At 73.4% G+C, this 23,156-nt stretch carries 17 protein-coding genes; 9 read left to right on the top strand and 8 right to left on the bottom strand.

Going from position 1 to position 23,156, the window contains the following annotated elements; all coding sequences use genetic code 11:
* The first annotated feature begins 405 nt into the window (after positions 1–405).
* Positions 406–1,359 carry an amino acid ABC transporter permease gene (locus ACZ3TI_RS13530; RefSeq protein ID WP_465726367.1) on the top strand — a complete coding sequence of 318 codons (954 nt, stop codon included), beginning with the start codon at positions 406–408 and terminating at the stop codon, positions 1,357–1,359.
* Positions 1,356–3,284 (top strand): FAD/NAD(P)-binding protein, encoded by a 1,929-nt coding sequence (locus ACZ3TI_RS13525; protein WP_465726366.1) that lies wholly within the window; start codon positions 1,356–1,358, stop codon positions 3,282–3,284. The genes ACZ3TI_RS13530 and ACZ3TI_RS13525 overlap by 4 nt, the downstream gene beginning before the upstream one ends.
* Before the next feature lie 96 nt (positions 3,285–3,380).
* Here the strand turns inward: ACZ3TI_RS13525 and ACZ3TI_RS13520 are convergent, their stop codons facing one another.
* Positions 3,381–5,291, bottom strand: coding sequence for a serine/threonine-protein kinase (locus ACZ3TI_RS13520; protein WP_465726365.1), 1,911 nt, complete (start codon positions 5,289–5,291; stop codon positions 3,381–3,383).
* 183 nt (positions 5,292–5,474) lie between these two features.
* On the opposite strand from ACZ3TI_RS13520, the gene ACZ3TI_RS13515 reads away from it, so the two are divergent.
* The gene (locus ACZ3TI_RS13515; RefSeq protein ID WP_465726364.1) at positions 5,475–7,754 is read left to right on the top strand and encodes an FdhF/YdeP family oxidoreductase; all 2,280 of its coding nucleotides are present in this window, start codon (positions 5,475–5,477) and stop codon (positions 7,752–7,754) included.
* Positions 7,755–7,827: 73 nt separating this feature from the next.
* Here the strand turns inward: ACZ3TI_RS13515 and ACZ3TI_RS13510 are convergent, their stop codons facing one another.
* Positions 7,828–9,369: a C40 family peptidase gene (locus ACZ3TI_RS13510; RefSeq protein WP_465726363.1), complete on the bottom strand. Its 1,542-nt coding sequence runs from the start codon at positions 9,367–9,369 to the stop codon at positions 7,828–7,830.
* 332 nt (positions 9,370–9,701) lie between these two features.
* Here ACZ3TI_RS13510 and ACZ3TI_RS13505 point away from each other — a divergent pair, with 332 nt between their 5' ends.
* On the top strand, positions 9,702–10,874 hold the full coding sequence (locus tag ACZ3TI_RS13505) for an inorganic phosphate transporter (protein WP_465726362.1): 1,173 nt from the start codon (positions 9,702–9,704) through the stop codon (positions 10,872–10,874).
* A 26-nt stretch (positions 10,875–10,900) separates the two neighbouring features.
* Complete coding sequence (locus tag ACZ3TI_RS13500; RefSeq protein WP_465726361.1) at positions 10,901–11,152, top strand: hypothetical protein; 252 nt, start codon at positions 10,901–10,903, stop codon at positions 11,150–11,152.
* 102 nt (positions 11,153–11,254) lie between these two features.
* Here ACZ3TI_RS13500 and ACZ3TI_RS13495 read toward each other — a convergent pair whose 3' ends face one another.
* Positions 11,255–12,751, bottom strand: a complete 1,497-nt coding sequence (locus ACZ3TI_RS13495; RefSeq protein WP_465726564.1) for an MDR family MFS transporter — start codon at positions 12,749–12,751, stop codon at positions 11,255–11,257.
* A 223-nt stretch (positions 12,752–12,974) separates the two neighbouring features.
* On the bottom strand, positions 12,975–13,424 hold the full coding sequence (locus ACZ3TI_RS13490; RefSeq protein WP_465726360.1) for a MarR family winged helix-turn-helix transcriptional regulator: 450 nt from the start codon (positions 13,422–13,424) through the stop codon (positions 12,975–12,977).
* A 126-nt stretch (positions 13,425–13,550) separates the two neighbouring features.
* On the opposite strand from ACZ3TI_RS13490, the gene ACZ3TI_RS13485 reads away from it, so the two are divergent.
* Positions 13,551–14,585, top strand: a complete 1,035-nt coding sequence (locus ACZ3TI_RS13485) for an ABC transporter permease (RefSeq protein ID WP_465726359.1) — start codon at positions 13,551–13,553, stop codon at positions 14,583–14,585.
* Between the two features lie 84 nt (positions 14,586–14,669).
* Here ACZ3TI_RS13485 and ACZ3TI_RS13480 read toward each other — a convergent pair whose 3' ends face one another.
* From ACZ3TI_RS13480 to ACZ3TI_RS13465, 4 genes are all read right to left on the bottom strand, one after another.
* Positions 14,670–15,884 carry an ROK family transcriptional regulator gene (locus ACZ3TI_RS13480; RefSeq protein WP_465726358.1) on the bottom strand — a complete coding sequence of 405 codons (1,215 nt, stop codon included), beginning with the start codon at positions 15,882–15,884 and terminating at the stop codon, positions 14,670–14,672.
* A 16-nt stretch (positions 15,885–15,900) separates the two neighbouring features.
* Positions 15,901–16,467, bottom strand: coding sequence for a GtrA family protein (locus tag ACZ3TI_RS13475; RefSeq protein WP_465726357.1), 567 nt, complete (start codon positions 16,465–16,467; stop codon positions 15,901–15,903).
* A gap of 44 nt (positions 16,468–16,511) precedes the next feature.
* Positions 16,512–18,908, bottom strand: coding sequence for an endopeptidase La (lon, locus tag ACZ3TI_RS13470; RefSeq protein ID WP_465726356.1), 2,397 nt, complete (start codon positions 18,906–18,908; stop codon positions 16,512–16,514).
* Positions 18,909–19,084: 176 nt separating this feature from the next.
* Complete coding sequence (locus ACZ3TI_RS13465; protein ID WP_465726355.1) at positions 19,085–19,861, bottom strand: rhomboid-like protein; 777 nt, start codon at positions 19,859–19,861, stop codon at positions 19,085–19,087.
* A gap of 563 nt (positions 19,862–20,424) precedes the next feature.
* Between ACZ3TI_RS13465 and ACZ3TI_RS13460 the strand changes: the two genes are divergently transcribed.
* From ACZ3TI_RS13460 to ACZ3TI_RS13450, 3 genes are all read left to right on the top strand, one after another.
* Positions 20,425–21,162 carry a response regulator transcription factor gene (locus ACZ3TI_RS13460; RefSeq protein ID WP_189915695.1) on the top strand — a complete coding sequence of 246 codons (738 nt, stop codon included), beginning with the start codon at positions 20,425–20,427 and terminating at the stop codon, positions 21,160–21,162.
* 115 nt (positions 21,163–21,277) lie between these two features.
* On the top strand, positions 21,278–22,465 hold the full coding sequence (locus ACZ3TI_RS13455) for a sensor histidine kinase (RefSeq protein WP_465726354.1): 1,188 nt from the start codon (positions 21,278–21,280) through the stop codon (positions 22,463–22,465).
* 233 nt (positions 22,466–22,698) lie between these two features.
* Positions 22,699–23,156: 2-oxoglutarate dehydrogenase E1 subunit family protein (locus ACZ3TI_RS13450; protein WP_465726353.1), on the top strand; the 458-nt coding region annotated here is incomplete at its 3' end.

The following is a 23,156-nucleotide window of genomic DNA, read 5'->3' as shown; positions in this document are numbered from 1 at the left end:
GATCGCGGACCGGGGCGGGGTGAACCGAGGGAGGCTCCCCCGCGGGCGATCAGGCCGGACGGGCGGCCGCTACCGCGTCAGCCGCGACACGCCGCGGACCACACCCGACCGAAGTCGATGTGGTCGCGGGTGACCAGGGGCTGCTCGGCGTACATGGCCCCAAGTTGAGCAGTCGCCCCTCCGGTACGTCAACCATCCCTCGTTGCCGCAGTGTTGCGATCTCCTGTCGCCCTTCCGACGGTCCCCGTCGCCTCCGGACCACCCTTGACAGCCGTCGATCGCGCATGCGTACGATCGACGCGGAGTGCAGTGCAAGGCGCAGGCCGTGTTGAGGGACGCGGGCCGCGCGTACGAGGCCACCGCCCGTACCCCTTCCCGCCCGCACTCCCGCCAGGAGCCTCCGCCATGGCCACCCCGCAGGACGTCCTGCCCGCCCCCTCCGCACTCGACCGTCCCGCCCCGCCGCCCGCCCCCGAGGCCCGGATCGTCGCCCGTCGCAAGCCCGGCCAGTGGATCGCCGCCGCCGTCGCACTGCTGCTGGCGGCGATGGCGGTCACCTCGGTGATCCGCAACGAGGCCTTCCGGTGGAGCGTGGTCGCGCAGTGGTTCACCGCCCGGTCCGTGCTCGACGGCCTCGCCCTGACCCTCTGGCTGACCGCCGTCACCCTCGCCCTCGGCTTCGTGCTCGGCACCGTCCTCGCCACCATGCGACTCTCCGCCAACCCGGTACTGCGCACGCTCGGTTGGGGCTACATCTGGATCTTCCGCTCCACCCCGCCGCTGGTGCAGCTGCTGTTCTTCTTCAACATCGGCGCGCTCTACCCGACGCTCGGCCTCGGCATCCCGTTCGGCCCCGAGTTCGTCACGGTCAGGACGGTCGACCTGATCGGCCCCACCCTGACCGCCGTCATCGGCCTCACCCTGCTGGAGACCGCGTACGCCGCCGAGGTGATCCGCGGCGGCATCCTCTCCGTGGACCGCGGCCAGCTGGAGGCGGCCGCCGCGCTCGGGCTCGGCCGGTGGCGGGTGCTGCGCCGGATCGTCGTGCCGCAGGCGATGCGCGCGATCGTGCCGACCGCCGGGAACATGCTGATCGGCGCGCTGAAGGGCACCAGCATCGTCAGCGTGCTGGCCGTCTCCGACCTGCTCTACTCGGTGCAGCTGGTCTACCTGCAGTCGTACCAGGTCATCCCGATGCTGATGGTCGCCACCATCTGGTACCTGGTGGTCACCACCCTGCTGTCCATCGGCCAGTACTACGTGGAGCGGCACTTCGCCAGGGGGGCGACCCGGGACGGGCTGCCGCCCACGCCGCTGCAGCGGGCCCGCGCGGCCTTCCTGCGGGTGGTGAAGGCATGACGGCCTCGCTCGTCATCGTCGGCGCCGGCCCGCGCGGCACCGGACTGCTGGAGCGGATCGCCGCCAACGCCGCCGAACTCCTGCCCGCCGACCGGCCGTTGGAGATCCACCTGGTCGACCCGTACCCGCCCGGCGCAGGCCGGATCTGGCGCCACGACCAGTCCCCGCTGCTGCGGATGAACTCGATGGCCGAGGACGTCACCATGTTCACCGACGAGCGCTCGACCCTCGAAGGACCGGTCCGCCCCGGCCCCTCGCTCGGCGAGTGGGCGGTACGGCGGCGCGAGTTCGCGCCCTACCGCGAGGTCGCCGACCCGGCCGTCCGGGCCGAGCTGGACACCCTCGCACCCACCGACTTCCCCACCCGCCGGGCCCAGAGCGCCTACCTGGACTGGGTGTTCCGCCGCGCCGTCGCCGACCTGCCGCCGCACGTACGCGTCACCGTCCACCGGGACACCGTCCGGCGGATCGACGGCCCGGCCGACGGCCCGCAGACCGTCCACCTCGGCGACCGGACGCTCACCGCCGACCACGTCGCCCTGACCCTCGGCCACCTCGACTCGGCCCCGCACCCGCGCCACGCCGCCGACGCCGAGTTCGCCACCCGGCACCGCCGCTTCCACCTCCCACCCGCCTACTCCGCCGACGTGGCAGCCGAGTTGGCGGTCATCGCCCCAGGCGAGCAGGTGGTGCTGCGCGGCCTCGGCCTGGCCTCCGTCGACCTGCTCGCGCTGCTCACCGAGGGCCGCGGCGGCCGCTTCGAGCCCACCGGGCACGGGGACGCGCTGCGCTACCACCCGTCCGGCCGCGAGCCCGTGCTCCACCTCGGCTCCCGGCGCGGCGTCCCGTACCACTCCAAGACCGGCTACCGCCTGCAGGGGCCGCACGCCCCGCTCCCCCGGTACTTCGACGCGGCCGCCGTCGACGCCGTGCTCGCCGGCCGGGGACCGCTGCAACTGCGTCGCGACTTCTGGCCGTTGATGGCCAAGGAGGTCGCCTTCGGGCACTACCACGAGCTGTTCCACGCCCACCCCGGGCGCACCGCCCTGCCCTGGCCCGAGTTCCTGGCCCGGTACGACCGGCACGACTGGTACACCCCCGAACTCACCGCCCTCGTCGCCGAGGCCGTCCCCGACCCGGCCGACCGGATCGACTTCGAGCGGCTCGACCACCCGCTGGCCGGCCTCGAACTCGACTCCGCCGAGGAGCTCCAGGCACACCTGCGCGCCTACGTCACCGCCGACGCCGACCGCCGCGCCGACCCCGCGCACAGCGCCGACCTCGGCGCCTTCCTCGCCCTGCTCTCGCTCTTCGGGCAGCTCCAGCGGGTGCTCGCCAGCGGCCGGCTCACCGCCCGTTCGATCGCCGAGGAGGTGGACGAGTGGTTCTTCGGCTACTTCAGCTTCCTCGCCTCCGGCCCGCCCGGCTTCCGGCTGCGCCAGCTGCTCGCCCTGTCCGAGGCCGGGGTGGTGCGCTTCCTCGGCGCGGGCGTCCGGGTCGAACGGGACGAGGCCACCGGCACCTGGCGCGCCTCCGGCACCACCGTACCCGGCCACACCGTCCACGCGACGGCGCTCGTCGAGGCGTACCTGCCCAAGCACGCGCTGGCCCGCACCCTCGACCCGGTGCTGCGCGAACTGCACCGCACCGGGCGGATCGCGGAGGAGGTGGTGAGTGACGGGGACTACACCCACCACTCCGGCCTGGTCACCATCGCCCCCGCCGACAGCCGACTGCTCGACCCCGCCCTGGGCGGCGCCCCGCACCCGCGCCGCACCGCGCTCGGCCCGCACACCAGCCTGCGCTCCGCCGCCGCCTTCGCCCGCCCGCGCACCGACGCACCGGGGTTCCGGCAGAACGACGCGGCCGCCCGGGCGCTGCTGCGGGCGCTGGCCGCACTGCGGACGGCGGCGCTGGCGGCATGAGCGTGCGTCGACCGGGCAGAGGCCTCGGGGACCTCGCGGACCTCGCGGACCTCGGGGACCCTGGGGACCCCGGGGGCCTCAGGGGCCTCGGGGACCTCAGGGGCCGAAGATCTCCTCCACCAGGTCCTCGTCCGAGACGTGGTCCGGCGCGTCGAACACCACGTCCGCGACGCCCTTCAGGCCGATCCCGCGGTCCAGCGCGTCCATGCAGGCCCGGGCCTCCTCGTCGGTGGCGAAGTCCCAGACCCGCAGCCGCCGTACCAGCGCCAGCACCTCCATCGGGCTCATCCGCGGCGGCCGCCGCCGGTGCGGACCGCCCGCGCCCCTGCGGCCCGCCTGGGCGAGCCGCTGCTGGTAGCCGGCCAGGTCCTGCCAGGCCTGGACGGTGCTTGGGTGGTGCTCGCCCAGCACCCGGGCGAGGTCCGGCAGCAGCGCGTTCAAGTGGATCACGGCGCTCTGCAGGTCGTTCCGGTTGGCGTGGTGCACCGCGAGGTCGTGCCGCGCCTTGAGCAGGCGGGTGTCCTGCGGGCCCCAGGCGGCGTGCAGATCGGGCAGCAGCCCGTTCAGCAGCCGGATCGCGGTGACCACCGCGCCGCTCTCGCCGATGCACCACACCAGGTGGTAGCGGGCGCCGAGGGTGTCCGGGTCGAGCGGGCCGAGGGCCGAGCGCATGTCGTCCACGACGCTGGTCAGCAGCCGGATCGCGCCGTCCAGGTCGCCTGCCCGGCTGAGGTACCAGGTGAAGTCCCGCCAGGTGCACAGGGTGTCCCGGTCGCTCGCGCCGAGCGCGTTCACGCACTCCTGGGCGACGGCCTGCAGCTGGATCGCCGACTCCCCGGCCGTCGCCGCCCGGTACGCGGCCGACCGCCGCTCGCGCAGCGCCGCCCGTACGGCGTCGGACGGCGGCGCGGCCAGTACCGGCGGCGTGGTCAGCGGCGACAGCACCGACGGGCCCGCACCCGCAGCGACGGGCGGAGCGACGGGCGGTGCGGCCGGGGGCGCGGCGGGCACGACGGGCGGAGCGGTCGGCGCGGGCGGCACCACCGGCGCCACCGGACCCACCGGCACCACCGGCGCCACCGGGCCCACCGCGACCTCGCCGACCGGTCCTGACACGGGCGCCGCCCGGTCCACCACCGTCGGCACCGCCGCCACCGCGCCCGCCCCGGTGCCCGGCGCCGCGGCCGCCTCCGCCAGCCGCCGCTCGACCGTCCGGGCGTCCGCCGGCCGGTCCGCCGGGTCCTTCGCCAGCAGCTCCGCGACCAGCCCGGCCACCTGGGGCGGCAGCCCGAACTGCGCCGGATCCAGCGGCGGGGGTGCCTCGTTGAGGTGCTGGTACATCAGCACCGGCGTCGAGTCCCCGCCGAACGGCCGCGCCCCGGTGAAGAGTTCGACCAGCACGCAGCCGAGCGCGTAGAGGTCGGCCCGGCCGTCCACCCGGCCGCCGGTCCACCGCTCGGGCGCCATGTACGCCGGGCTGCCGACGATCGTGCCGGTGGTGGTCAGCCCGCCCGCGCCGGTGTCCAGCTGGGCGATGCCGAAGTCCAGCACCTTGAGGTGCCCGGCGTCGGTGATCATCACGTTGTCCGGCTTGATGTCCCGGTGCACCATGCCCGCGTCGTGCGCGGCCGCCAGCGCACCGCTGATCTGCCGCCCCCAGCGCAGGCTGAGCGCGGGCTCGGGCAGCCCCTCGCGCAGCACCTCGGTCAGGGTGCGGCCGGTGAGCAGCTCCATGACCAGGAAGGTGACCTCCCGGTCGCCGACCTCGCACTGACCGAGGTCGTGCACGGTGACGATGTGCGGGTGCGACAGGTTGCCGGCCGCGCAGGCCTCCCGGACGAACCGCAGGGCGGCCTTCGCCTGGTCGCCGCCGTGGTGCCCGATGACCTTGACCGCCACCGGCCGCCGCATCCGGGTGTCCTGGGCCCGCCACACCACCCCGAAGCCGCCCTGACCGAGCTTCTCCACCAGCTCGTACCGGCCGTCCAGGACGTCACCGACTCGCACGCGCGCCCCTCCCCCATCCGCCATGACGGACAGGACTCTACCGACGCCGTCCACTCCTCCCCCGCCACCTCCCTCTCCCCTCCCCTCCGCCCCTCCCCCCGTCTTCGGCCAGGTGGAAGGATGGGCACCGAGCCCCCGCGACGGTGCGGCGGCTCGAACGAGCAGAACCCGAGGAGCGCAGTCATGGCCAAGCAGGCCCCGCAGAGCGACCCGGCGCAGGACGCCCCCGAGGTGTCGGCGCCCCAGCACGCGGCCGCCGGGCTGCCCGCCGTCGGCCACAGCCTGCGGATGGCCGCCGAGCAGATGGGCGCCCGCCGCACCCTCGCCACCCTGCGCAAGGTCAACCAGCCCGACGGCTTCGACTGCCCGGGCTGCGCCTGGCCCGAGCCGGACAAGACGCACACCGCCGAGTTCTGCGAGAACGGCGCCAAGGCCGTCGCGGAGGAGGCCACCGAGCGCCGGATCCGCGCCGAGTTCTTCGCCGCCCACCCGGTCGCCGAGCTGGCCGAGCGCTCCGGCTACTGGCTCGGCCAGCAGGGCCGGCTCACCCAGCCGATGCTGCTCGACGAGGGCGCCACCCACTACACGCCGGTCTCCTGGGACGACGCCTTCGCGCTGATCGCCGAGGAGCTGCGCGCCCTGGACACCCCGGACGGCGCCGCCTTCTACACCTCCGGCCGCACCAGCAACGAGGCCGCCTTCGCGTACCAGCTGTTCGCCCGCCGGCTCGGCACCAACAACCTGCCGGACTGCTCCAACATGTGCCACGAGTCGTCCGGTTCGGCACTCACCGAGACGCTCGGCGTCGGCAAGGGCAGCGTCAGCCTCAAGGACCTCTACCAGGCCGACCTGATCATCGTGGCCGGCCAGAACCCGGGCACCAACCACCCCCGGATGCTCTCCGCCCTGGAGCGCGCCAAGCGGGCCGGCGCGACCATCGTCAGCGTCAACCCGCTGCCGGAGGCCGGCCTGGAGCGGTTCAAGAACCCGCAGAACGCCCGCGGCCTGGTCGGCCACGGCACCAAGCTGACCGACCTCTTCCTGCAGATCCGCCTCGGCGGCGACCTCGCGCTGTTCCGCGCGCTCAACCGGATCGTGCTGGAGCAGGACGGCGTCGACCGCGACTTCATCGCCGAACACTGCCACGGCTTCGAGGAGTTCGAGGCCCAGGCCCGCAAGACCGACCGGGACGAGGTGCTCGCCGCGACGGGCCTGCCCTGGGAGCAGATCGAGGAGCTCGGTCGGCTCGTGCTGGGCTCGAAGAAGATCATCGTCTGCTGGGCGATGGGCCTCACCCAGCACAAGCACGCCGTCCCGACCATCCGCGAGGTGGTCAACTTCCTGCTGCTTCGCGGCAACGTCGGCCGCCCCGGCGCCGGGGTCTGCCCGGTGCGCGGGCACAGCAACGTCCAGGGCGACCGGACGATGGGCATCTTCGAGCGCCCGAGCAAGGCCTTCCTCGACGCGCTGGAGAACGAGTTCGGCTTCGAACCGCCGCGCGAGCACGGCTTCGACTCGGTGGACACCATCCGCGCGATGCGCGACGGCAAGGTCGAGGTCTTCTTCGCGATGGGCGGCAACTTCGTCGCGGCGACCCCGGACACCGAGGTCACCGAGGCCGCGATGCGCCGGTGCCGACTGACCGTCCACGTCTCCACCAAGCTCAACCGCTCGCACGTGGTCACGGGCGCCCGCGCCCTGATCCTGCCCACCCTGGGCCGCACCGACCGGGACGTCACCGCGGCCGGCGCCCAGTTCGTCAGCGTCGAGGACTCGATGGGCCAGGTGCACGCCTCCCGCGGCGGTCTGCGTCCGCCCGCACCGGGCCTGCTCTCCGAGACCGCGATCGTCTGCCGCCTCGCCCGTACCGTCCTCGGCCCGCGGGACACCGTGCCGTGGGAGGACTTCGCCACCGACTACGACACCCTGCGCGAGCGGATCGCCCGCGTCGTCCCGGGCTTCACGGACTACAACGAGAAGGTCCGCCGCCCCGGCGGCTTCACCCTCCCGCACGGCCCGCGCGACTCCCGCACCTTCCCCACCGCGACCGGCAAGGCGAACTTCACCGTCAACCCGCTGACCGCCCCCGAGGTCCCGCCGGGCCGCCTGCTGCTGCAGACCCTGCGCTCCCACGACCAGTACAACACCACCATCTACGGCCTCGACGACCGCTACCGCGGCATCAAGGGCGGCCGCCGCGTGGTCCTGGTCAACCCCGCCGACGCGGACGAGCTCGGCCTGACCGAGGGCGAGTACGTCGACCTGGTCGGCGAGTGGAAGGACGGCGTCGAGCGCCGTGCCCCCCACTTCCGGGTCGTCCACTACCCCGTCGCCCGCGGCGGAGCGGCGGCCTACTACCCCGAGACCAACGTGCTGGTCCCGCTGGACTCCACCGCCGACATCAGCAACACCCCGACCTCCAAGGCCGTGGTCATCCGCTTCGAGCCCGACACCGGCGAATGACCCCGCGACCGACGCGAAGGCCGCCCCACGTCCTCGGACGTCGGGCGGCCTTCGCCGTCGTACGGCGGCGGCGTCAGTGGTGCGTCGGCGTCCCCAGCGGCAGCGTCGCGGTGGGGCTGCCCGGCACCGAGGCGCTCGCCGAGCCGGTCACGGTCGGGGTGCCCGCCGGGGTGCCGGTCCCGGTCGGGGTGGGCGTGCCCGGGGTGCCGGTCGGCGTCGTCGGCGTGCCCGTCGGGGTCTGGGTCGGCGTTTGCGTCGGGGTCTGCGTGCCGGTGCCCGACGGCGTGCCCGGGTCGGTCGGGGTGGTCGGCGCGGTCGGCGTCGTCGGGGTGGTCGGCGTGCCGGTGGGCTGACTCGGGGTGGTCGGCGGCGTGGTGGGCTGAGTGGTCGGCGGGGTCGGCTTGGTGGGGCTCGGCGCGATCGGCGTCACGGAGTCCCAGCCGGGCGGCAGGTCGGGCACCTTCCAGGTGCCGCCCGCGTCGTCGGCCGCACCGGAGGGGTCCGGCCTGACGGCGCCGAGGATCGGCATCGAGCCGATCGGCGACACCTTGATGAACGCCCCCGGCCGGGGTGCCTGCACGATCAGCCCGCCGCCGATGTACATCCCGACGTGCGAGGCGTCCTTGAAGTAGATCACCAGGTCACCGGGGCGCAGCTGGTTCAGCGCCACGTGCGGCAGCTGCGCCCACTGCTCCTGGCTGGTGCGCGGGATCGGCCGGCCCGCGTGCAGCCAGGCCTGGGAGGTGAGGCCTGAGCAGTCGTAGGCGTCCGGACCGGTACCGCCCCACAGGTACGGCTTGCCCACCTGCGCCAGCGCGAAGGCCACCGCTCCGCGACCCTGCAGCGAGGGCGTGCGCTCGCCCTTGCCGAGCGCGCCGGAGGCGAGGAAGGCGAGCTGCGCCTCGTCCGCCTTCGCCTTCTCCAGCTGCTCCAGCTCGGTGCGCTGGGCGCCGGTCAGCGAGGAGACCACCTGTTCGACGGAGGCGAGGTCGGCGGCCACCTTGGCCTTCGCGGCGTCCTGCTGGGCGACGAGCGCCTGGGAGGCCTTCAGCGCCTCCTCGGTCTGCTTCTTCAGCCCGTCGAGCGCGTCCCGGTCGCTCTTCAGCCGGTCCAGGAACTCCGACTGGGAGCGGCTGGCCGTCTTGAGCAGCTCGGCGATGGTGACGGCCTCGTACGGGTCCTTGGAGAGCAGCAGTTCGGCGTAGGCGGAGGCGGCGCCGTTGCGGTACTGCGCGGCGGCGAGCTGCGAGGCGATGTCGGTGCCGGCGTCGACCTGCTTCTGCTGGCGTTCCAGCCGGCCCTGCAGGTCGGCGATCGCGGCCTGCTGCTCGGCGGCCTTGGCGACGGTGCCGTTGTACTGCTCGGTGGCGGCCTCGGCGCTCTGGTAGAGCGCGTGCAGCTGGTCGAGCAGCGGGCCGAGGGTGGCCTTGGCGGCGGCGAGCGGGTCCGCTCCGGCTACGGTCGTCCCGGCGCCCGGGTCGGGTGCGGCCCAGGCGGCCCCGGCGGCGACCGGCAGGGCGAGTGCGGCGGCCGCGAGGACGGCTCCGCAGCGCAGGGCCGCCCGCACCCACGGGCGTACGCCCGCCGTCTCCGTTCGCTGTACAGCCCCGCCCATGGGTTGGTCCTCCCCGCCCGCGCCTGTCCCGGCCTCCCGGATCCCGCAGATCCTCCCACGGGTTACTCGCCGGAAACAGGGCGCACGCGGACCGGGAGGTTAATTCTCGATCGATCTGTGAGACAGGTCTCAGCAAACCCGGTCGAACCCGGGCGTTCTTCACCAATGCCCAGTTCAGCGCGGCCCCGGACACCCCGACGAAAGCTTACGGTCACCCCGAGGCAACCATCGGAACCACGATTCGGGGCCCAGTTCACCTTCCGTTTACCAAGCAGACCTACCGTCGCGAACGACACCGAAGTCCGTGCGACAACTACGACGATTGTTTGGGTATGGAACACATCTCGTTCCTGGTGGCCGTTGTGATCATCACGGCGCTCGCCTTCGACTTCACCAACGGGTTCCACGACACCGCCAACGCGGCCGCCACCGCGATCGCGACCGGGGCCCTTCGTCCGAAGGTCGCGGTCACCATCGCGGCCGTCCTCAACTTCGCGGGCGCGTTCCTGTCCGTGAAGGTCGCCACCACCATCTCCGGCGGCATCGTCAACGAGAAGGCCGGGGTCCACCCCGAGATCATCTTCGCCGCACTGGCCGGAGCGATCCTCTGGAACCTGCTGACCTGGCTGCGCGGCCTGCCGTCCAGCTCCTCGCACGCGCTGTACGGCGGCCTGATCGGCGCCACGATCGTGGGCGTCGGCATGAACGGCGTCAACTTCGACACCGTGATCACCAAGATCATCATCCCGGCGGTCGCCTCCCCGTTCGTCGCCGGCCTGGCCTCCTGGGGCGCCACCAAGCTGGCGTACGCGATCACCCGCAAGGGCAATGACGCGAGCACCGAGAAGGGCTTCAAGACCGGCCAGATCTTCTCCTCCTCGCTGATCTCGCTGGCACACGGCACCAACGACGCCCAGAAGACGATGGGCATCATCACCCTGACCCTGGTCTCGGTCGGCGCCCTGCCGCACGGCGCACTGCCCCCCACCTGGGTGATCGTCTCCGCCGGTGCCGCGATCGCGCTCGGCACCTACATGGGCGGCTGGCGGATCATCCGCTCGATGGGCAAGGGCCTGGCCGACATCCGTCCGCCGCAGGGCTTCGCCTCCGAGTCGGCCGCCGCGACCGTCATCCTGACCTCCTCGCACATGGGCTTCGGCCTCTCCACCACCCAGGTCTGCTCCGGCGGCATCATGGGCGCCGGCCTCGGCGGCCCTAAGGGCGAGCTGCGCTGGAGCCTGGTCCGCCGCATGGTCTACACCTGGGGCCTGACCCTGCCGGCCGCCGCCCTGGTGTCCGGCGCTGCGGCCCTGCTGGCCCAGCAGGGCACCTGGGGCGTCGCCCTGGTCGGCGCCGCGCTGGTGGCCGGTTCGGGCGCGATGTGGCTGATCTCCCGCCGCCAGCCGGTCGGCGCGGACAACGTCAACGACGTCACCACGGTCGAGGTCGCAGCGACCGTCACCGCGAACGCCCCCACCCCCGCCTCGACCACGGTCGCGGCCTGAGCGCCGCAGGCTGAGGAGCACGCACCATGCACATCAAGTGGAACGCCCTGGCCCAGACCGCCGGCTTCAGCTTCGGCATCACCGTCGCCGTGGTCGCCGTCTTCGCGCTCGGCATCCTGGCGCTGTCCCGCCGCGAGGCCGCGGTGAGCGCCGCCCGCGAGAGCGGGGGCGCCCAGGCCGCGGGCGGCGGCAAGCTGGCCCTGGCCGGCGCGTACGTCTGCTTCGCCGTCTGCGCCTCGGCCGTCGGCTACGGCCTGATGCTGATCGCCGGCCACTAGCCGCCCGGTCGGCGCCCGGTACGCCACGGGCCGGGGAGTGCCTCCGCACTCCCCGGCCCGTTCGCGTATCCCGACGGCCGTCCGGCCGCTCCTGCGCCCCGGTCAGTTCTCCTGGGTGGTCTTCAGCACCGTCTCCCGGATGAACAGCACGGTCACGAAGGCCAGCGCCGCGAACGGGGCCGCCCACAGGAAGACGGTGCCGACGCCGTGGCCGAAGGCGTCCGTCACCAGCGGGACGATCGGGGCCGGCAGCTTGTGCAGGTCCGGGATGCCGCCGCCGGCCGCCGCGTGCCCGGCCGGGACGTGCGCGGCGGCCAGGTTCTCCGCCAGGTAGTGGGAGACCTTGTTCGTCATCAGCGCGCCGAGCGCGGAGACGCCCATCGCGCCGCCCATGGTGCGGAAGAAGGTGACCACCGAGCTGGCCGCGCCGAGCTCGTGCCGGGGCACCGTGTTCTGCACCGCGAGCACCAGGTTCTGGCTGGTCAGGCCGAGGCCGATACCGGTGATCGCCATGTAGACCGAGAGCAGCACGTAGTCCGTGTCGGCCCGGGCGGTGCCCAGCAGGCCGAAGCCGACCGCGAGCAGCGCGGTGCCGGCGACCAGGTAGGCCTTCCACTTGCCGTACTTGGTGATCAGCCGGCCGGCCGCGGCGGAGGAGAGCGCCAGGCCGAGGATCATCGGCAGGGTCATCAGCCCGGCCGTGGTCGGGGACTTGGCCCGGGCCAGCTGGAAGTACTGGCTGAGGAAGGTGGTCGCGCCGTACATCCCGACGCCGACCAGCACGCTGGCGAGGGCGGAGAGGGTGACGGTGCGGTACTTGAAGAGGTCCGGCGGGATGATCGGCTCGGCGGCGCGGCGCTCGACCACGACGGCCAGCGCGCCCAGCAGCAGGCCGCCGCCGACCATGGCCGCGGTCTGCCAGGACAGCCAGGCGTAGTTCTTGCCGGCCAGCGTGATCCAGATCATCAGCAGGCTGACCGAGGCGGTGATGACCAGCGCGCCCAGGTAGTCGATCTTCGCCTTGCGCTTGACCACCGGCAGCTTGAGGGTGCGCTGCACCACCAGGATCGCGGCGAGCGCGAACGGGATGCCGACGTAGAAGCACCAGCGCCAGCCCAGCCAGGAGGTGTCCACGATGACGCCGCCGATCAGCGGGCCACCGATGGTGGCGAGCGCGAAGACCGCGCCGAAGTAGCCGCTGTACCGGCCGCGCTCGCGCGGCGGGACCATCGCGGCCAGGCAGATCTGGCCGAGCGCGACGACACCGCCGGCGCCGACGCCCTGCAGCGCGCGGCAGGCGATCAGCTCGCCGGTGTTCTGCGAGAGGCCGGCCAGCGCGGAGGTCGCGATGTAGATCAGCAGGGCGATCTGCAGCAGCAGCTTCTTGCTGGCGAGGTCGGAGAGCTTCCCCCAGATCGGGGTGGAGGCGGTGAGGGTGAGCAGGGCCGCGGTGATCACCCAGGTGTAGGCGGACTGGCCGCCGTGCAGGTCGGCCAGGATGTGCGGCAGGGCGTTGGAGACGACGGTCGAGGAGAGCACGGCCACGAAGAGGCCGAGCAGCAGGCCGGAGAGCGCCTCCATCACCTGCCGGTGGGTCATCTGACGGTTGTCGGCGGGGGCGGCGGTGCCGCTCCCGGCCTCGGTGGTCACGGTCATCTGGGTCCTTCGGGCGCAGGCGTGCGGGATACGCGCATCATGAAAGTTCGTTGCCTTAAGCAACCATAAGAGGAGATGGTTGAATTAGGCAACTTTCTTCAAGGCCGAGTAAAGAACTGCGCGAAGAGCCGAGCGGCCGGCCGAACAGAGGCCCCGGGCCCCCGGATCACGCGGTCGGCGGCTCCTCCAGGACGTCGTTGAAGCGCTGCAGCAGCTCCGCGAAGCGCACCGCGTCCTCCTGCGACCAGTCGCCCATCAACTCCCGCACCCGCCGCATCCGGGCGTCCCGGGCGGCCAGGTAGCGCCGCCGCCCGTCCTCGGTCAGCGACACCAGCGCCGCCCGGCGGTCCAGCGGGTCCGCCTCCCGGGCCACCAGCCCGAGCTCCTCCAGCGCCCGGATCTGACGGCTCACCGTCGCCTTGCCCACCGCGAAGTGCACGCCGACGTCGGTCACCCGGACCCGCCCGGCCTGCTCGATGTAGCCGAGCATGCTGTACGCCATGCCCTCCAGTCCGGGGTGCACCCGGCGTGAGAGTTCCGCCACTCTGGCCCGGCCCCGCCGGAACATCAGCGCGACCTCGCGCTCCACCGCCACCAGGGCTTCCTCGTGCTTCACCGCGTCAGTATCGCCCAGCGGCACGGGCCCGAGCCCGGCGCGCGGGGTACGACAGCCCAACTACTTCATGGTATGAAGTATCGGTTCTGGAAGATCCGTTTTTCCCCGATACGCAAGGAGATGTGGATGGCAGCCCCGGGGCAGGGTTTCGTCGCCGAACTGAAGAGCGCGGTCACCCCGCGCGCGGCACTGCTCGTGATCGGAGTGCTGCTGCTCCAGCTCGGCTTCATCACCTCCTACATCGGGGCGCTGCACAAGCCCGCCCCGCACAACCTCTCCATCGCGGTGGTCGCCCCGCCGCAGGTCGCCCCCAAGCTGATCGGGGCGCTGGAGGCGGTCCCGAACGACGCCGTCAAGGCCGTCACCGCGCCGGACGCCGAGACCGCGACCGCGCAGATCAAGGACCAGAAGATCTACGCCGCCTGGGTCGTGAACCCGACCGGCACCGAGGACACCCTGCTGGTGGGCGGCGCCCGCGGCCCGTCCGCCGCCAAGGCCGCCGAGACCATCACCACCGCGATCGACAAGTCCCAGGGCCGTACGGTCAAGGTCGAGGACGTCGTGCCGCTCGCCAAGGGCGACACCAACGGCCTCTCCTCCTTCTACCTGGTGATCGGCTGGTGCGTCGGCGGCTACCTGGTCGCCTCGATCCTCGGCATCAGCGCCGGCTCCAAGCCGGCCAACGCCCACCGCCTGCTGATCCGCCTCGGCGTCCTGGCGCTCTACTCGGTCGCGGCCGGCATCGGCGGCACCGTCATCGCCGGACCGGTGCTGGACGCGCTGCCCGGCTCGCTCCTCTCGCTGTCCGCGATCGGCGCCCTGGTGGTCTTCTCGGTCGGCGCGTTCACCATGGCGCTGCAGTGCCTGTTCGGGATCATCGGCATCGGCGTCGCGGTGCTGGTCTTCGTCGTCCTGGGCAACCCGAGCGCGGGCGGGGTCTACCCGGCGCCGATGATGCCGCCGTTCTGGCGCGCCATCGGCTCGGTGATCCCGAACGGCGCCGGCACCGCCGCGACCAAGTCGATCGCCTACTTCGACTCGACCAACCTGGGCATGCCGATCCTGGTCCTGGTGGTCTGGGCGCTGGTCGGCATCGGCGCCGCCTACCTGGCCGTCCTGCGCGGCCCCCGCACCGAGGAGCCCGCGCCCGCCGAGGCCTGATCCTCCACCGCCCCACCGCACCGCGCAGAGCCCCCGGCCCCACCGGCCGGGGGCTCTGCGCGCTCCGGACACACCCTGCGGAAGTCAGCCGCCCGCGAGCGGTCCGGGGTCGGCGATGATGGCGCGGACCACGCCCACCGCCGCGCCCAGCAGCGGGCCGCGGCGGCCCAGCCGGGAGACGGCCAGCCGGTCCTCGGACCACGGTCGGACGGTGACCCGGGCGGCCAGCTCGGCGCGCATCGCCGGGAGCAGCCAGGGCGCCAGCTTGGCGTAGCCGCCGCCCAGGACCACCTCGGCCGGGTCCAGCAGGTTGACCGCGCCGGCGGCCGCGATGCCGAGCGCCGACCCGGCCCCCGCCAGGGCCGCGCGGGTCGGCTGCTCGCCGGCCGCGGCGCGGTCGGCGAGCAGCGTCACCCAGTCGCCCTTCACCCCGGTCAGTCCGGCCGCCCGCAGCACCGCCGCCTCCCCCGCGTACGTCTCCAGGCAGCCGTGCGCCCCGCAGGCGCAGCGGGGCCCGCCGGGGTGGACCGGCACGTGGCCGAACTCGCCCGCGTAGCCGCGCGCGCCGCGCAGTAGCCGCCCGCCGACCACGATCGCGGCGCCGACCCCGGCCTCGGCGGAGACGTACAGGAAGTCCTCCGCCCCGTCGCCCAGCCAGCGCTCGGCGAGTCCGCCGAGGTTGGCCTCGTTGTCGGCCTCGACCGGCAGTTCGGCCAGGCCGTCCCCGGCCGGGCGCAGCGCCGCGCGCAGTTCGGCGGCCAGCGGGACGTCCTGCCAGCCCAGGTTGGCGGCGCGCTGCAGGACCGCTCCGGAGTCGCCGACCAGTCCGGGCACGGCCAGGGTGAGCGCGGCCGGGCGCAGGCCCGCCTCGGCGACGGCCGAGCGCAGCAGGCGGGCGAGGTCGGCCATGACGGCGGCGGGCTCCCGGCCGCGGTTGGAGATCACCTGGCGGCGTACGGCGCGGACCTCCCCGCGCAGGTCGACCACGCAGGCGCCCAGGTGCCGGACGCCGATCTCGGCGCCGAGGCCGCCGGGCCCGAGCGGGTTGAGTCCGAGCGCGGTGCCGGGGCGGCCGACCTTTCCGCTGGGTGCGGCGGGGCCCGCCTCGACCACCAGGCCGCCGGCGATCAGCTGTTCGGCGAGCGAGGAGACCGCGGCCCTGGTCAGTCCGGTCTCGGCGGCCACCTCGGCGCGCGAACGCGGGCCGCGCGCGATCACCCCGAGCACCAGGGCCAGGTTGGCTCGGCGCATGCCCTGCTGGCTGGCGGGCCCGGTCCGGACGCCGTCCGGCTCGCGCATCAGGCTCACCTCGCCCTCACGGCACATCCCGTGGCATCTCGGGTGCAGCGTAACCGGGTTCCGGGGGCACCGTCCTCACCAGGGCGGGCTCGGCCGCAGGGGGCTCGGCAAGCCGGGTGAAGACCCACCGCTGCATCGCCCAGAAGCGGAACAGCATGGCGACGAAGGTGCCGACGACCATGCCGCTGAGGAAGTCCGCGACCTCCTGGGCGAAGGGGCTGACGTACGGCTCGCGCAGGTCCAGGACGTACCGGGAGACTGCCAGCGGTACGTCGTTGACGCCGATCGCCATGGCGCTGACCAGGAAGAACAGCAGGGCCTCACGCTGTCGTCCGCCGGCCCGGAAGGCCCAGCGGCGGTTCAGCACGTACGAGACGACGGTGGCGATCACGGTCGCGACGGTCAGTGCCGCCACCGGTTTGTGCTGCAGCACGGTGAACTTGAGTTCGAGGTTGATCACCAGGGTGAGCGCGAAGCAGGTGCCCCCGACCAGCAGGAACTTCACCAGTCGGCGGTGCCTCACCAGGAAGGGGCGCAGCCGGTCCGGCACCCGGGCCAGGGCGCGCTGCGTGGGGGACGGCATCTCCGCAGTCTCGCACGCGGAGATGCCGTCGGCCCCTCGGACGGTCAGGCGGCGGTGACCAGCACCTTGGCCGGCTCCAGCGCCAGCTTCAGCACCTCTCGGACGTCGGACACCGGGTGGACGGTGAGCCGCTCCAGCACCTCGGCCGGGACGTCGTCCAGGTCGGCCTCGTTGCGCTTGGGGATGATCACCGTGGTGACCCCGGCCCGGTCGGCGGCGAGCAGCTTCTGCTTCACCCCGCCGATCGGCAGCACCCGCCCGGTCAGCGACACCTCGCCGGTCATCGCCACGTCGGTGCGGACCTTGCGGCCGGAGAGCAGCGAGGCGAGCGCCGTGGTCATGGTGATGCCGGCGCTCGGCCCGTCCTTGGGGACGGCCCCGGCCGGGACGTGCAGGTGCACGCCGCGGTCGCGCAGCGAGGTGACCGGCAGCTCCAGCTCGGCGCCGCGCGAGCGCAGGAAGGAGAGCGCGATGTGCGCGGACTCCTTCATGACGTCGCCCAGCTGCCCGGTGAGGGTCAGCCCGGTGCCGCCGGTCTCCGCGTCGGCCAGCGAGGCCTCGATGTAGAGGACGTCGCCGCCGGCGCCGGTCACCGCGAGGCCGGTGGCCACGCCGGGGACGGCGGTGCGGCGCTCGGCCGGCTCCTGGGCGGACTCCGGCACGTGGTGCGGCCGGCCGATCAGGGCGCGCAGGTCCTCCGCGCCGACCGCGGCGGGCAGCTCGCGCTCGCCCAGCTCGGCCTGTGCGGCGATCTTGCGCAGCACCCGGGCGATCGAGCGCTCCAGGTTCCGGACGCCCGCCTCGCGGGTGTACTCCCCGGCGAGCCGGCGCAGTGCCGGTTCGTCCACGCTGACCTGCTCGTCGCCGAGGCCGGCCTTCTCCAGCTGGCGCGGGAGCAGGTGGTCGCGGGCGATGACGACCTTCTCGTCCTCGGTGTAGCCGTCCAGCCGGACCAGCTCCATCCGGTCGAGCAGCGGCTCGGGGATGGCCTCCAGCACGTTGGCGGTGGCGAGGAAGACGACGTCGGAGAGGTCGAGCTCGACCTCCAGGTAGTGGTCCCGGAAGGTGTGGTTCTGCGCCGGGTCCAGCACCTCCAGCAGGGCGGCGGCCGGGTCCCCCCGGTAGTCGGAGCCGACCTTGTCGATCTCGTCGAGCAGGACGACCGGGTTCATCGAGCCGGCCTCCTTGATCGCGCGCACCAGGCGACCGGGCAGCGCGCCGACGTAGGTGCGCCGGTGGCCGCGGATCTCGGCCTCGTCCCGGACGCCGCCGAGCGCGACCCGGACGAACGTGCGGCCCATGGCGCGGGCCACCGACTCGCCGAGCGAGGTCTTGCCGACGCCGGGCGGGCCGACCAGCGCGAGCACCGCGCCGCCCGCCCGTCGCCCGCCGATCTGCCCGAGCCCCTGCTCCGAGCGGCGCTTGCGCACGGCCAGGTACTCGACGATGCGCTCCTTCACGTCGGCCAGGCCGGCGTGGTCGGCGTCGAGCACCGCGCGGGCGCCGGCGATGTCGTACGCGTCCTCGGTGCGCTCGTTCCAGGGCAGCTCCAGGACGGTGTCCAGCCAGGTGCGGATCCAGGAGCCCTCGGGCGACTGGTCGGACGAGCGCTCCAGCTTGTCGACCTCCTTGAGGGCGGCCTCCCGCACCTTCTCCGGCAGGTCGGCGGCCTCGACCCGGGCGCGGTAGTCGCCCTCCTCGTCGGCCGCGTCGCCGTTCAGCTCGGCCAGCTCCTTGCGGACGGCCTCCAGCTGGCGGCGGAGCAGGAACTCCTTCTGCTGCTTGGCCACGCCCTCCTCGACGTCCTTGCGGATGGTGTCGTTGACCTCCTCCTCGGCGAGGTGGTCGCGCAGCAGGGTCAGCGCGTACTCCAGTCGGGCGACCTGGTCGGCCTCCAGCAGCACCTTGAGCTTCTGCTCGGCGGTGGCGAAGGGCGCGTAGCCGATGTTGTCGGCGAGCTCGCCGACGCCCTCGATCTGCGCCACCCGGTCGACGATCTGCCAGGCGCCGCGCTTGCGCAGCCACTGGGTGGACAGCGCCTTGTACTCCTTGACCAGCTCGGCGGCCCGGCCGGCCACCGGGGTGCCCACCGAGGACTCCCGGAACGGCGTGGTCTCCACCCAGAGGGCGGCGCCGGGGCCGGTGGTGCCGACGCCGATCCGGACCCGGCGCACGGCGCGCACCAGCGCGGCGGGATCGCCGTCGGCCAGCCGGCCGACCTGTTCCACGGTGGCCAGCGTGCCGGCCGCCGCGTACGAGCCGTCCATCCGCGGAACCAGCAGGACCTGCGGCTTGCCGCCGGCGGCCGCGGCGCGGGCGGCCTCGACCGCGGCGCGTACCTCGGTGTCCTTCAGGTCCAGCGGGACGACCATGCCCGGCAGGACGACCTCGTCGTCGAGTGGCAGCACGGGCAGGGTGAGCGGTGTGGACGTCGATGCCATGATCTCTCCCCAGTCAGTGAAGTTGAGTCGACCTGACTAAGGCTTCAAGGGTGCCGGATGTTCCCGGGCCTCGGTTCGCCGTGAGCGAACGCGATCACGATCGCAAGGCCCGCGCGCCGACCGCGGGCGGGGCGTCAAGGAGCACCGCGGGAGCCCGGGCGCGCCTCGGGGAACCCTCAGCGCGCGGTCCGCACGTGCGCCCCGCCGGGCGCGGGCGCGACCCCGGCCGTCGCCGCGGCCGGGGTCGGCCGGGGCGGGCGCCGCTCGGCCCGGCGCAGCCAGCGCCACAGCGCGACCCCGGTGAGCACCGCCGCCGGGTGCCCCACCGCGGTGACCACGTCCTCGTCGGAGGCGATCTGCTCGGCGATCATCAGCCCGGCGCCGCCGAGCGCGAGCAGCCGCCCGCGCCAGGAGAGCAGCCCCGCCACCGCGCCCAGACAGGCGAGGACGCCGTAGCTGACCCCGATGTCCAGGTGGTCCATCATCTCGGGCGCCATCCGCCCGGTCTCCACCGCCGCGATCACCACGCCCTGGGAGAGCAGGGTGGCCGCGACGTGGCCGATCGCGAAGACCGCCGCCGCGCGGGCCGGCCCGACCCTGCGCTCCAGCGGTGCGAGTGTGAAGGCGAATCCCCACAGGTAGGGCATCCACACTTCACCGGCCACCCAGAAACCACTCAGGAGAAGCGCCCGCAAAGGGTGCTGCAGCAGGTTGTGACCGTCCGAACTGGAGGCTTCCTGCAGCCGCTGCACGAGTTCCGGATCGGCGAGCTCGGCGAAGGTCGTGGTGGCACCGACGACGGCGAGGTACCCCAGGGTGAACGGGTTGCGCCGGGGCGTCGGCACGCGGTCCAGCAGCCATCGGGCGACGCCGCTGCGCAGCCCGTACCGGAGCATCCCGTACGGCGCTCCGGCGGGCACGCGCCCGTCGGCAGCCCGCCGCAGCCCTGTCATGCCGCCTCCGCTCCACGCCCGCGGCCACCGACCCCCGCCCGGTGATCGACGTACCGGCGCGGACCACGGATTCCGCCCGGTCGAGTGTTGTCGTGCCCACGGTACGTCGAGGTTCTGGGAGGCAGCTGGGAAAAGCCGGTGAAGACCGTCGACGTAGCGGACGGCCCGATTCCCCGTATTGGTCCAGACCTTCTTCCTATTAACGCGTCAGCAGAGCCCCTGACCGGCGACTTGGCGCCAACTCGACCGCATACGTACCGTTACGCAGTGAAAATTCGCCGGGTAAGGTATCGGCCCGTGCCCACTCGTGCAGTGGGTCCACGGGCGGCCCGAACAGCCGCTCCACGGGCCGGAAACGTCCGGTCCACCTGCCGGAAAGCATCCGCTGTCCGTACGCTGCGAAGTGCGCGGGAGAAGTGGGCGGCCGACCAATCCGTCCTCGCCTCCCGATCGCGCGACGGGACGGCGGACCCGGCACAGTCCACGACGGAACAAGACTACGAGCGGAGCCCCGCCATCCCCACAGGTGGCCGGCCCGCAGCCCTGGGGGCGGTGGCGTGACCGTGACAGAAATTCAGCAGGACAACCACAACGCCGGCGGCGCGGTGAGCAGCCAGCGCAGAGTGCTGGTGGTGGAGGACGAGCCCACGATCGCCGAGTCGATCGCGGCCCGACTGGGCGCGGAGGGCTTCAAGGTCGCCGTGGCCCACGACGGCCCCGGCGCGGTCGACGGCTTCCACACCTGGCAGCCGGACCTCGTCGTCCTCGACATCATGCTGCCCGGCTTCGACGGCCTGGAGGTGTGCCGCCGGATCCAGGCCCAGCGCCCGGTGCCGGTCCTGATGCTGACCGCCCGCGACGACGAGACCGACCTGCTGGTCGGCCTCGGCGTCGGCGCGGACGACTACATGACCAAGCCGTTCTCGATGCGCGAACTGGCCGCCCGGGTCAACGTGCTGCTGCGCCGCGTCGAGCGCGCCCAGCAGGCGGCCCGCACGCCCGCGCTCGGCTCGCTGCGCTTCGGCGAGCTGGAGATCGACCACGTGCAGCGCCGGGTCCGGCTGGCCTCGGGCGACGTCCACCTGACGCCGACCGAGTTCGACCTGCTCGCCTGCCTGGCCGCCCAGCCGCGCGCGGTGCTCACCCGCGAGCAGCTGCTGGCCGAGGTCTGGGACTGGACCGACGCCTCCGGCACCCGCACGGTGGACAGCCACGTCAAGGCGCTGCGCCGGAAGATCGGCGCCAGCTGGATCCGTACCGTCCACGGCGTCGGGTACGCGCTGGAGGCCCCGCTCTCCTAGGACTCGTCACCCGACGAGTCCTGCGGCGAGCCTCGGGCGACGGGCCACCGGGGGGCCCGTGTCCGGACGACGCCGTGCCACCACGCGGGGGAACACGCGGGGACCACAGGGACCAATGACCTTTCCACAGCAACGCAACGGGGCGTCCGGCGGCACGCGGCCGCAGACGCTGGCCGCCCGCGCCGCCCACCGGGTCTGGGCCGACATCAGGCCGCTCGACCCGGTCCGCTCGATCAAGGGCAAACTCGCCCTGCTCGTGATCGTCTCCGTGTTCCTGGCCACCGGGATGGTGGTCGTGGCGATCCGGTCCGAGACCCAGATCCGGATCATCATGGTCTTCTCCATGATCGCCTCGCTGCTGTTCATGCAGTTCCTCGCGCACGGGCTGACCGCCCCCCTGCGCGAGATGACGGCCGCCGCCCGCGCGATGGCCTCCGGCGACTACAGCCGCCGGGTCGAGGTGAGCTCGCGCGACGAGATCGGCGAGCTGGCGGCCGCCTTCAACGCGATGGCCGCCGACCTGGAGGCCGCCGACCAGCACCGCCGCGAGCTGGTCGCCAACGTCTCCCACGAGCTGCGCACGCCGATCGCCGCGCTGCGCGCCGTCCTGGAGAACGTGGTCGACGGCGTCGTGCAGCCCAATCCGGCGACCCTCGGGGCGGCACTGGAGCAGACCGAGCGGCTCGGCCGCCTGGTCACCCACCTGCTCGACCTCTCCAAGATCGACGACGGCATCGTCGACCTGGACGCCCGCCCCTTCGAGGTGCGCGAGTTCCTGGACGGCGTGCTGCGCGGGGTCACCGTGGACGGCGCGACGGCCGGCGGGGCCTTCTCCCGGCGCGGGGACGTCCGGCTGGCCCTGGAGGTCAGCCCGGCCGGGCTGACCGGCGTGGCGGACCCGGAGCGACTCCACCAGGTGGTCGCCAACCTGGTCGACAACGCCTGCAAGCACTCCCCGCCCGGCGGCACTGTGACGGTGCGCGCCCGGCCCGACGGCGAGGACGGCGGCCTGCTGCTGGAGGTCCAGGACGAGGGTCCGGGCATCCCGCCCGCCGACCGCAGCCGGGTCTTCGAGCGGTTCAGCCGCAGCGGCACCGCGACCGCCTCCGGCGCGGGCGCGGACGGCGGCACCGGGCTCGGCCTGGCCATCGCCCGCTGGGCGGTGGATCTGCACGGCGGGCGGATCGCGGTGGCCGAGTCGCCCAGCGGCTGCCGGATCGAGGTCCGCCTGCCCGGGCCGCGCCCGGGCGAGGGCGGGGGCATTTGTCACAGATCCGACACAGACGCATACGAAGATCGTTAGAGGATTTCAGCAGACGTTTGTCCGGTTTGATCCGCATATAGACCCTGTTCGGCGCCGATCGCTTCCCCTCAGATGCGGCTTTCTAACCCACTTTTTCGGCCAAACCGCAGGTCAGGACTGTGATCTGGACGACGCCTGGCCCCCGGAGACTGCGCGATCACTGGTCAGGGGCGTAGCCTTAATCCCCGCTGTCCAAACATCCCAAAAGGAAGCGGAAGAGGGCGGTTGCCGCCGTGTCGCCACAGTCCCCTGAAACCCCCAACAGCTCGGCAAGCTCCACTGGCTTCGGCCCCAATGAGTGGCTCGTCGACGAGATCTACCAGCAGTACCTCCAGGACCCGAACTCGGTCGACCGAGCCTGGTGGGACTTTTTCGCCGACTACAAGCCCGGTACCGAGGTGACCCCAGTGACCCAGGCCGCGACCCAGGCCGGCCCCACGCCGACCCCTGCCGCTGCCCCCGCGCCCGCCGCCGCTGCTCCGGCCGCGCCCGCCCCGGCCGCTCCGGCCCCGGCTGCCGCCCCGCTCGCCGCCGCGCCCGCCGCGCCCCCGGCCCCGAAGGCCGTCGCCCCGGCGCCGGCCGCCGCCGAAGCCCCGGCCGGCCCCGAGCTGGTCCAGCTGCGTGGCCCGGCGAAGGCCGTCGCCGCCAACATGGACGCCTCGCTGGAGGTGCCGACCGCGACCTCGGTCCG

The organism is Kitasatospora sp. NPDC023120 (genome assembly GCF_055560835.1).
The sequence above is the reverse complement of the archived record's forward strand: the minus strand, read 5'-3'. Positions and strand labels throughout refer to the sequence as shown.

Bases quoted from the DNA above. Each gene is read 5' to 3' on its own strand.
- ACZ3TI_RS13530 (WP_465726367.1), top strand. From the start codon at position 406: ATGGCCACCCCGCAGGACGTCCTGCCCGCCCCCTCCGCACTCGACCGT.
- ACZ3TI_RS13525 (WP_465726366.1), top strand. From the start codon at position 1,356: ATGACGGCCTCGCTCGTCATCGTCGGCGCCGGCCCGCGCGGCACCGGA.
- ACZ3TI_RS13515 (WP_465726364.1), top strand. From the start codon at position 5,475: ATGGCCAAGCAGGCCCCGCAGAGCGACCCGGCGCAGGACGCCCCCGAG.
- ACZ3TI_RS13510 (WP_465726363.1), bottom strand. From the start codon at position 9,369: ATGGGCGGGGCTGTACAGCGAACGGAGACGGCGGGCGTACGCCCGTGG.
- ACZ3TI_RS13505 (WP_465726362.1), top strand. From the start codon at position 9,702: ATGGAACACATCTCGTTCCTGGTGGCCGTTGTGATCATCACGGCGCTC.
- ACZ3TI_RS13500 (WP_465726361.1), top strand. From the start codon at position 10,901: ATGCACATCAAGTGGAACGCCCTGGCCCAGACCGCCGGCTTCAGCTTC.
- ACZ3TI_RS13495 (WP_465726564.1), bottom strand. From the start codon at position 12,751: ATGACCCACCGGCAGGTGATGGAGGCGCTCTCCGGCCTGCTGCTCGGC.
- ACZ3TI_RS13485 (WP_465726359.1), top strand. From the start codon at position 13,551: ATGGCAGCCCCGGGGCAGGGTTTCGTCGCCGAACTGAAGAGCGCGGTC.
- ACZ3TI_RS13480 (WP_465726358.1), bottom strand. From the start codon at position 15,884: ATGCGCGAGCCGGACGGCGTCCGGACCGGGCCCGCCAGCCAGCAGGGC.
- ACZ3TI_RS13475 (WP_465726357.1), bottom strand. From the start codon at position 16,467: ATGCCGTCCCCCACGCAGCGCGCCCTGGCCCGGGTGCCGGACCGGCTG.
- lon (WP_465726356.1), bottom strand. From the start codon at position 18,908: ATGGCATCGACGTCCACACCGCTCACCCTGCCCGTGCTGCCACTCGAC.
- ACZ3TI_RS13465 (WP_465726355.1), bottom strand. From the start codon at position 19,861: ATGACAGGGCTGCGGCGGGCTGCCGACGGGCGCGTGCCCGCCGGAGCG.
- ACZ3TI_RS13455 (WP_465726354.1), top strand. From the start codon at position 21,278: ATGACCTTTCCACAGCAACGCAACGGGGCGTCCGGCGGCACGCGGCCG.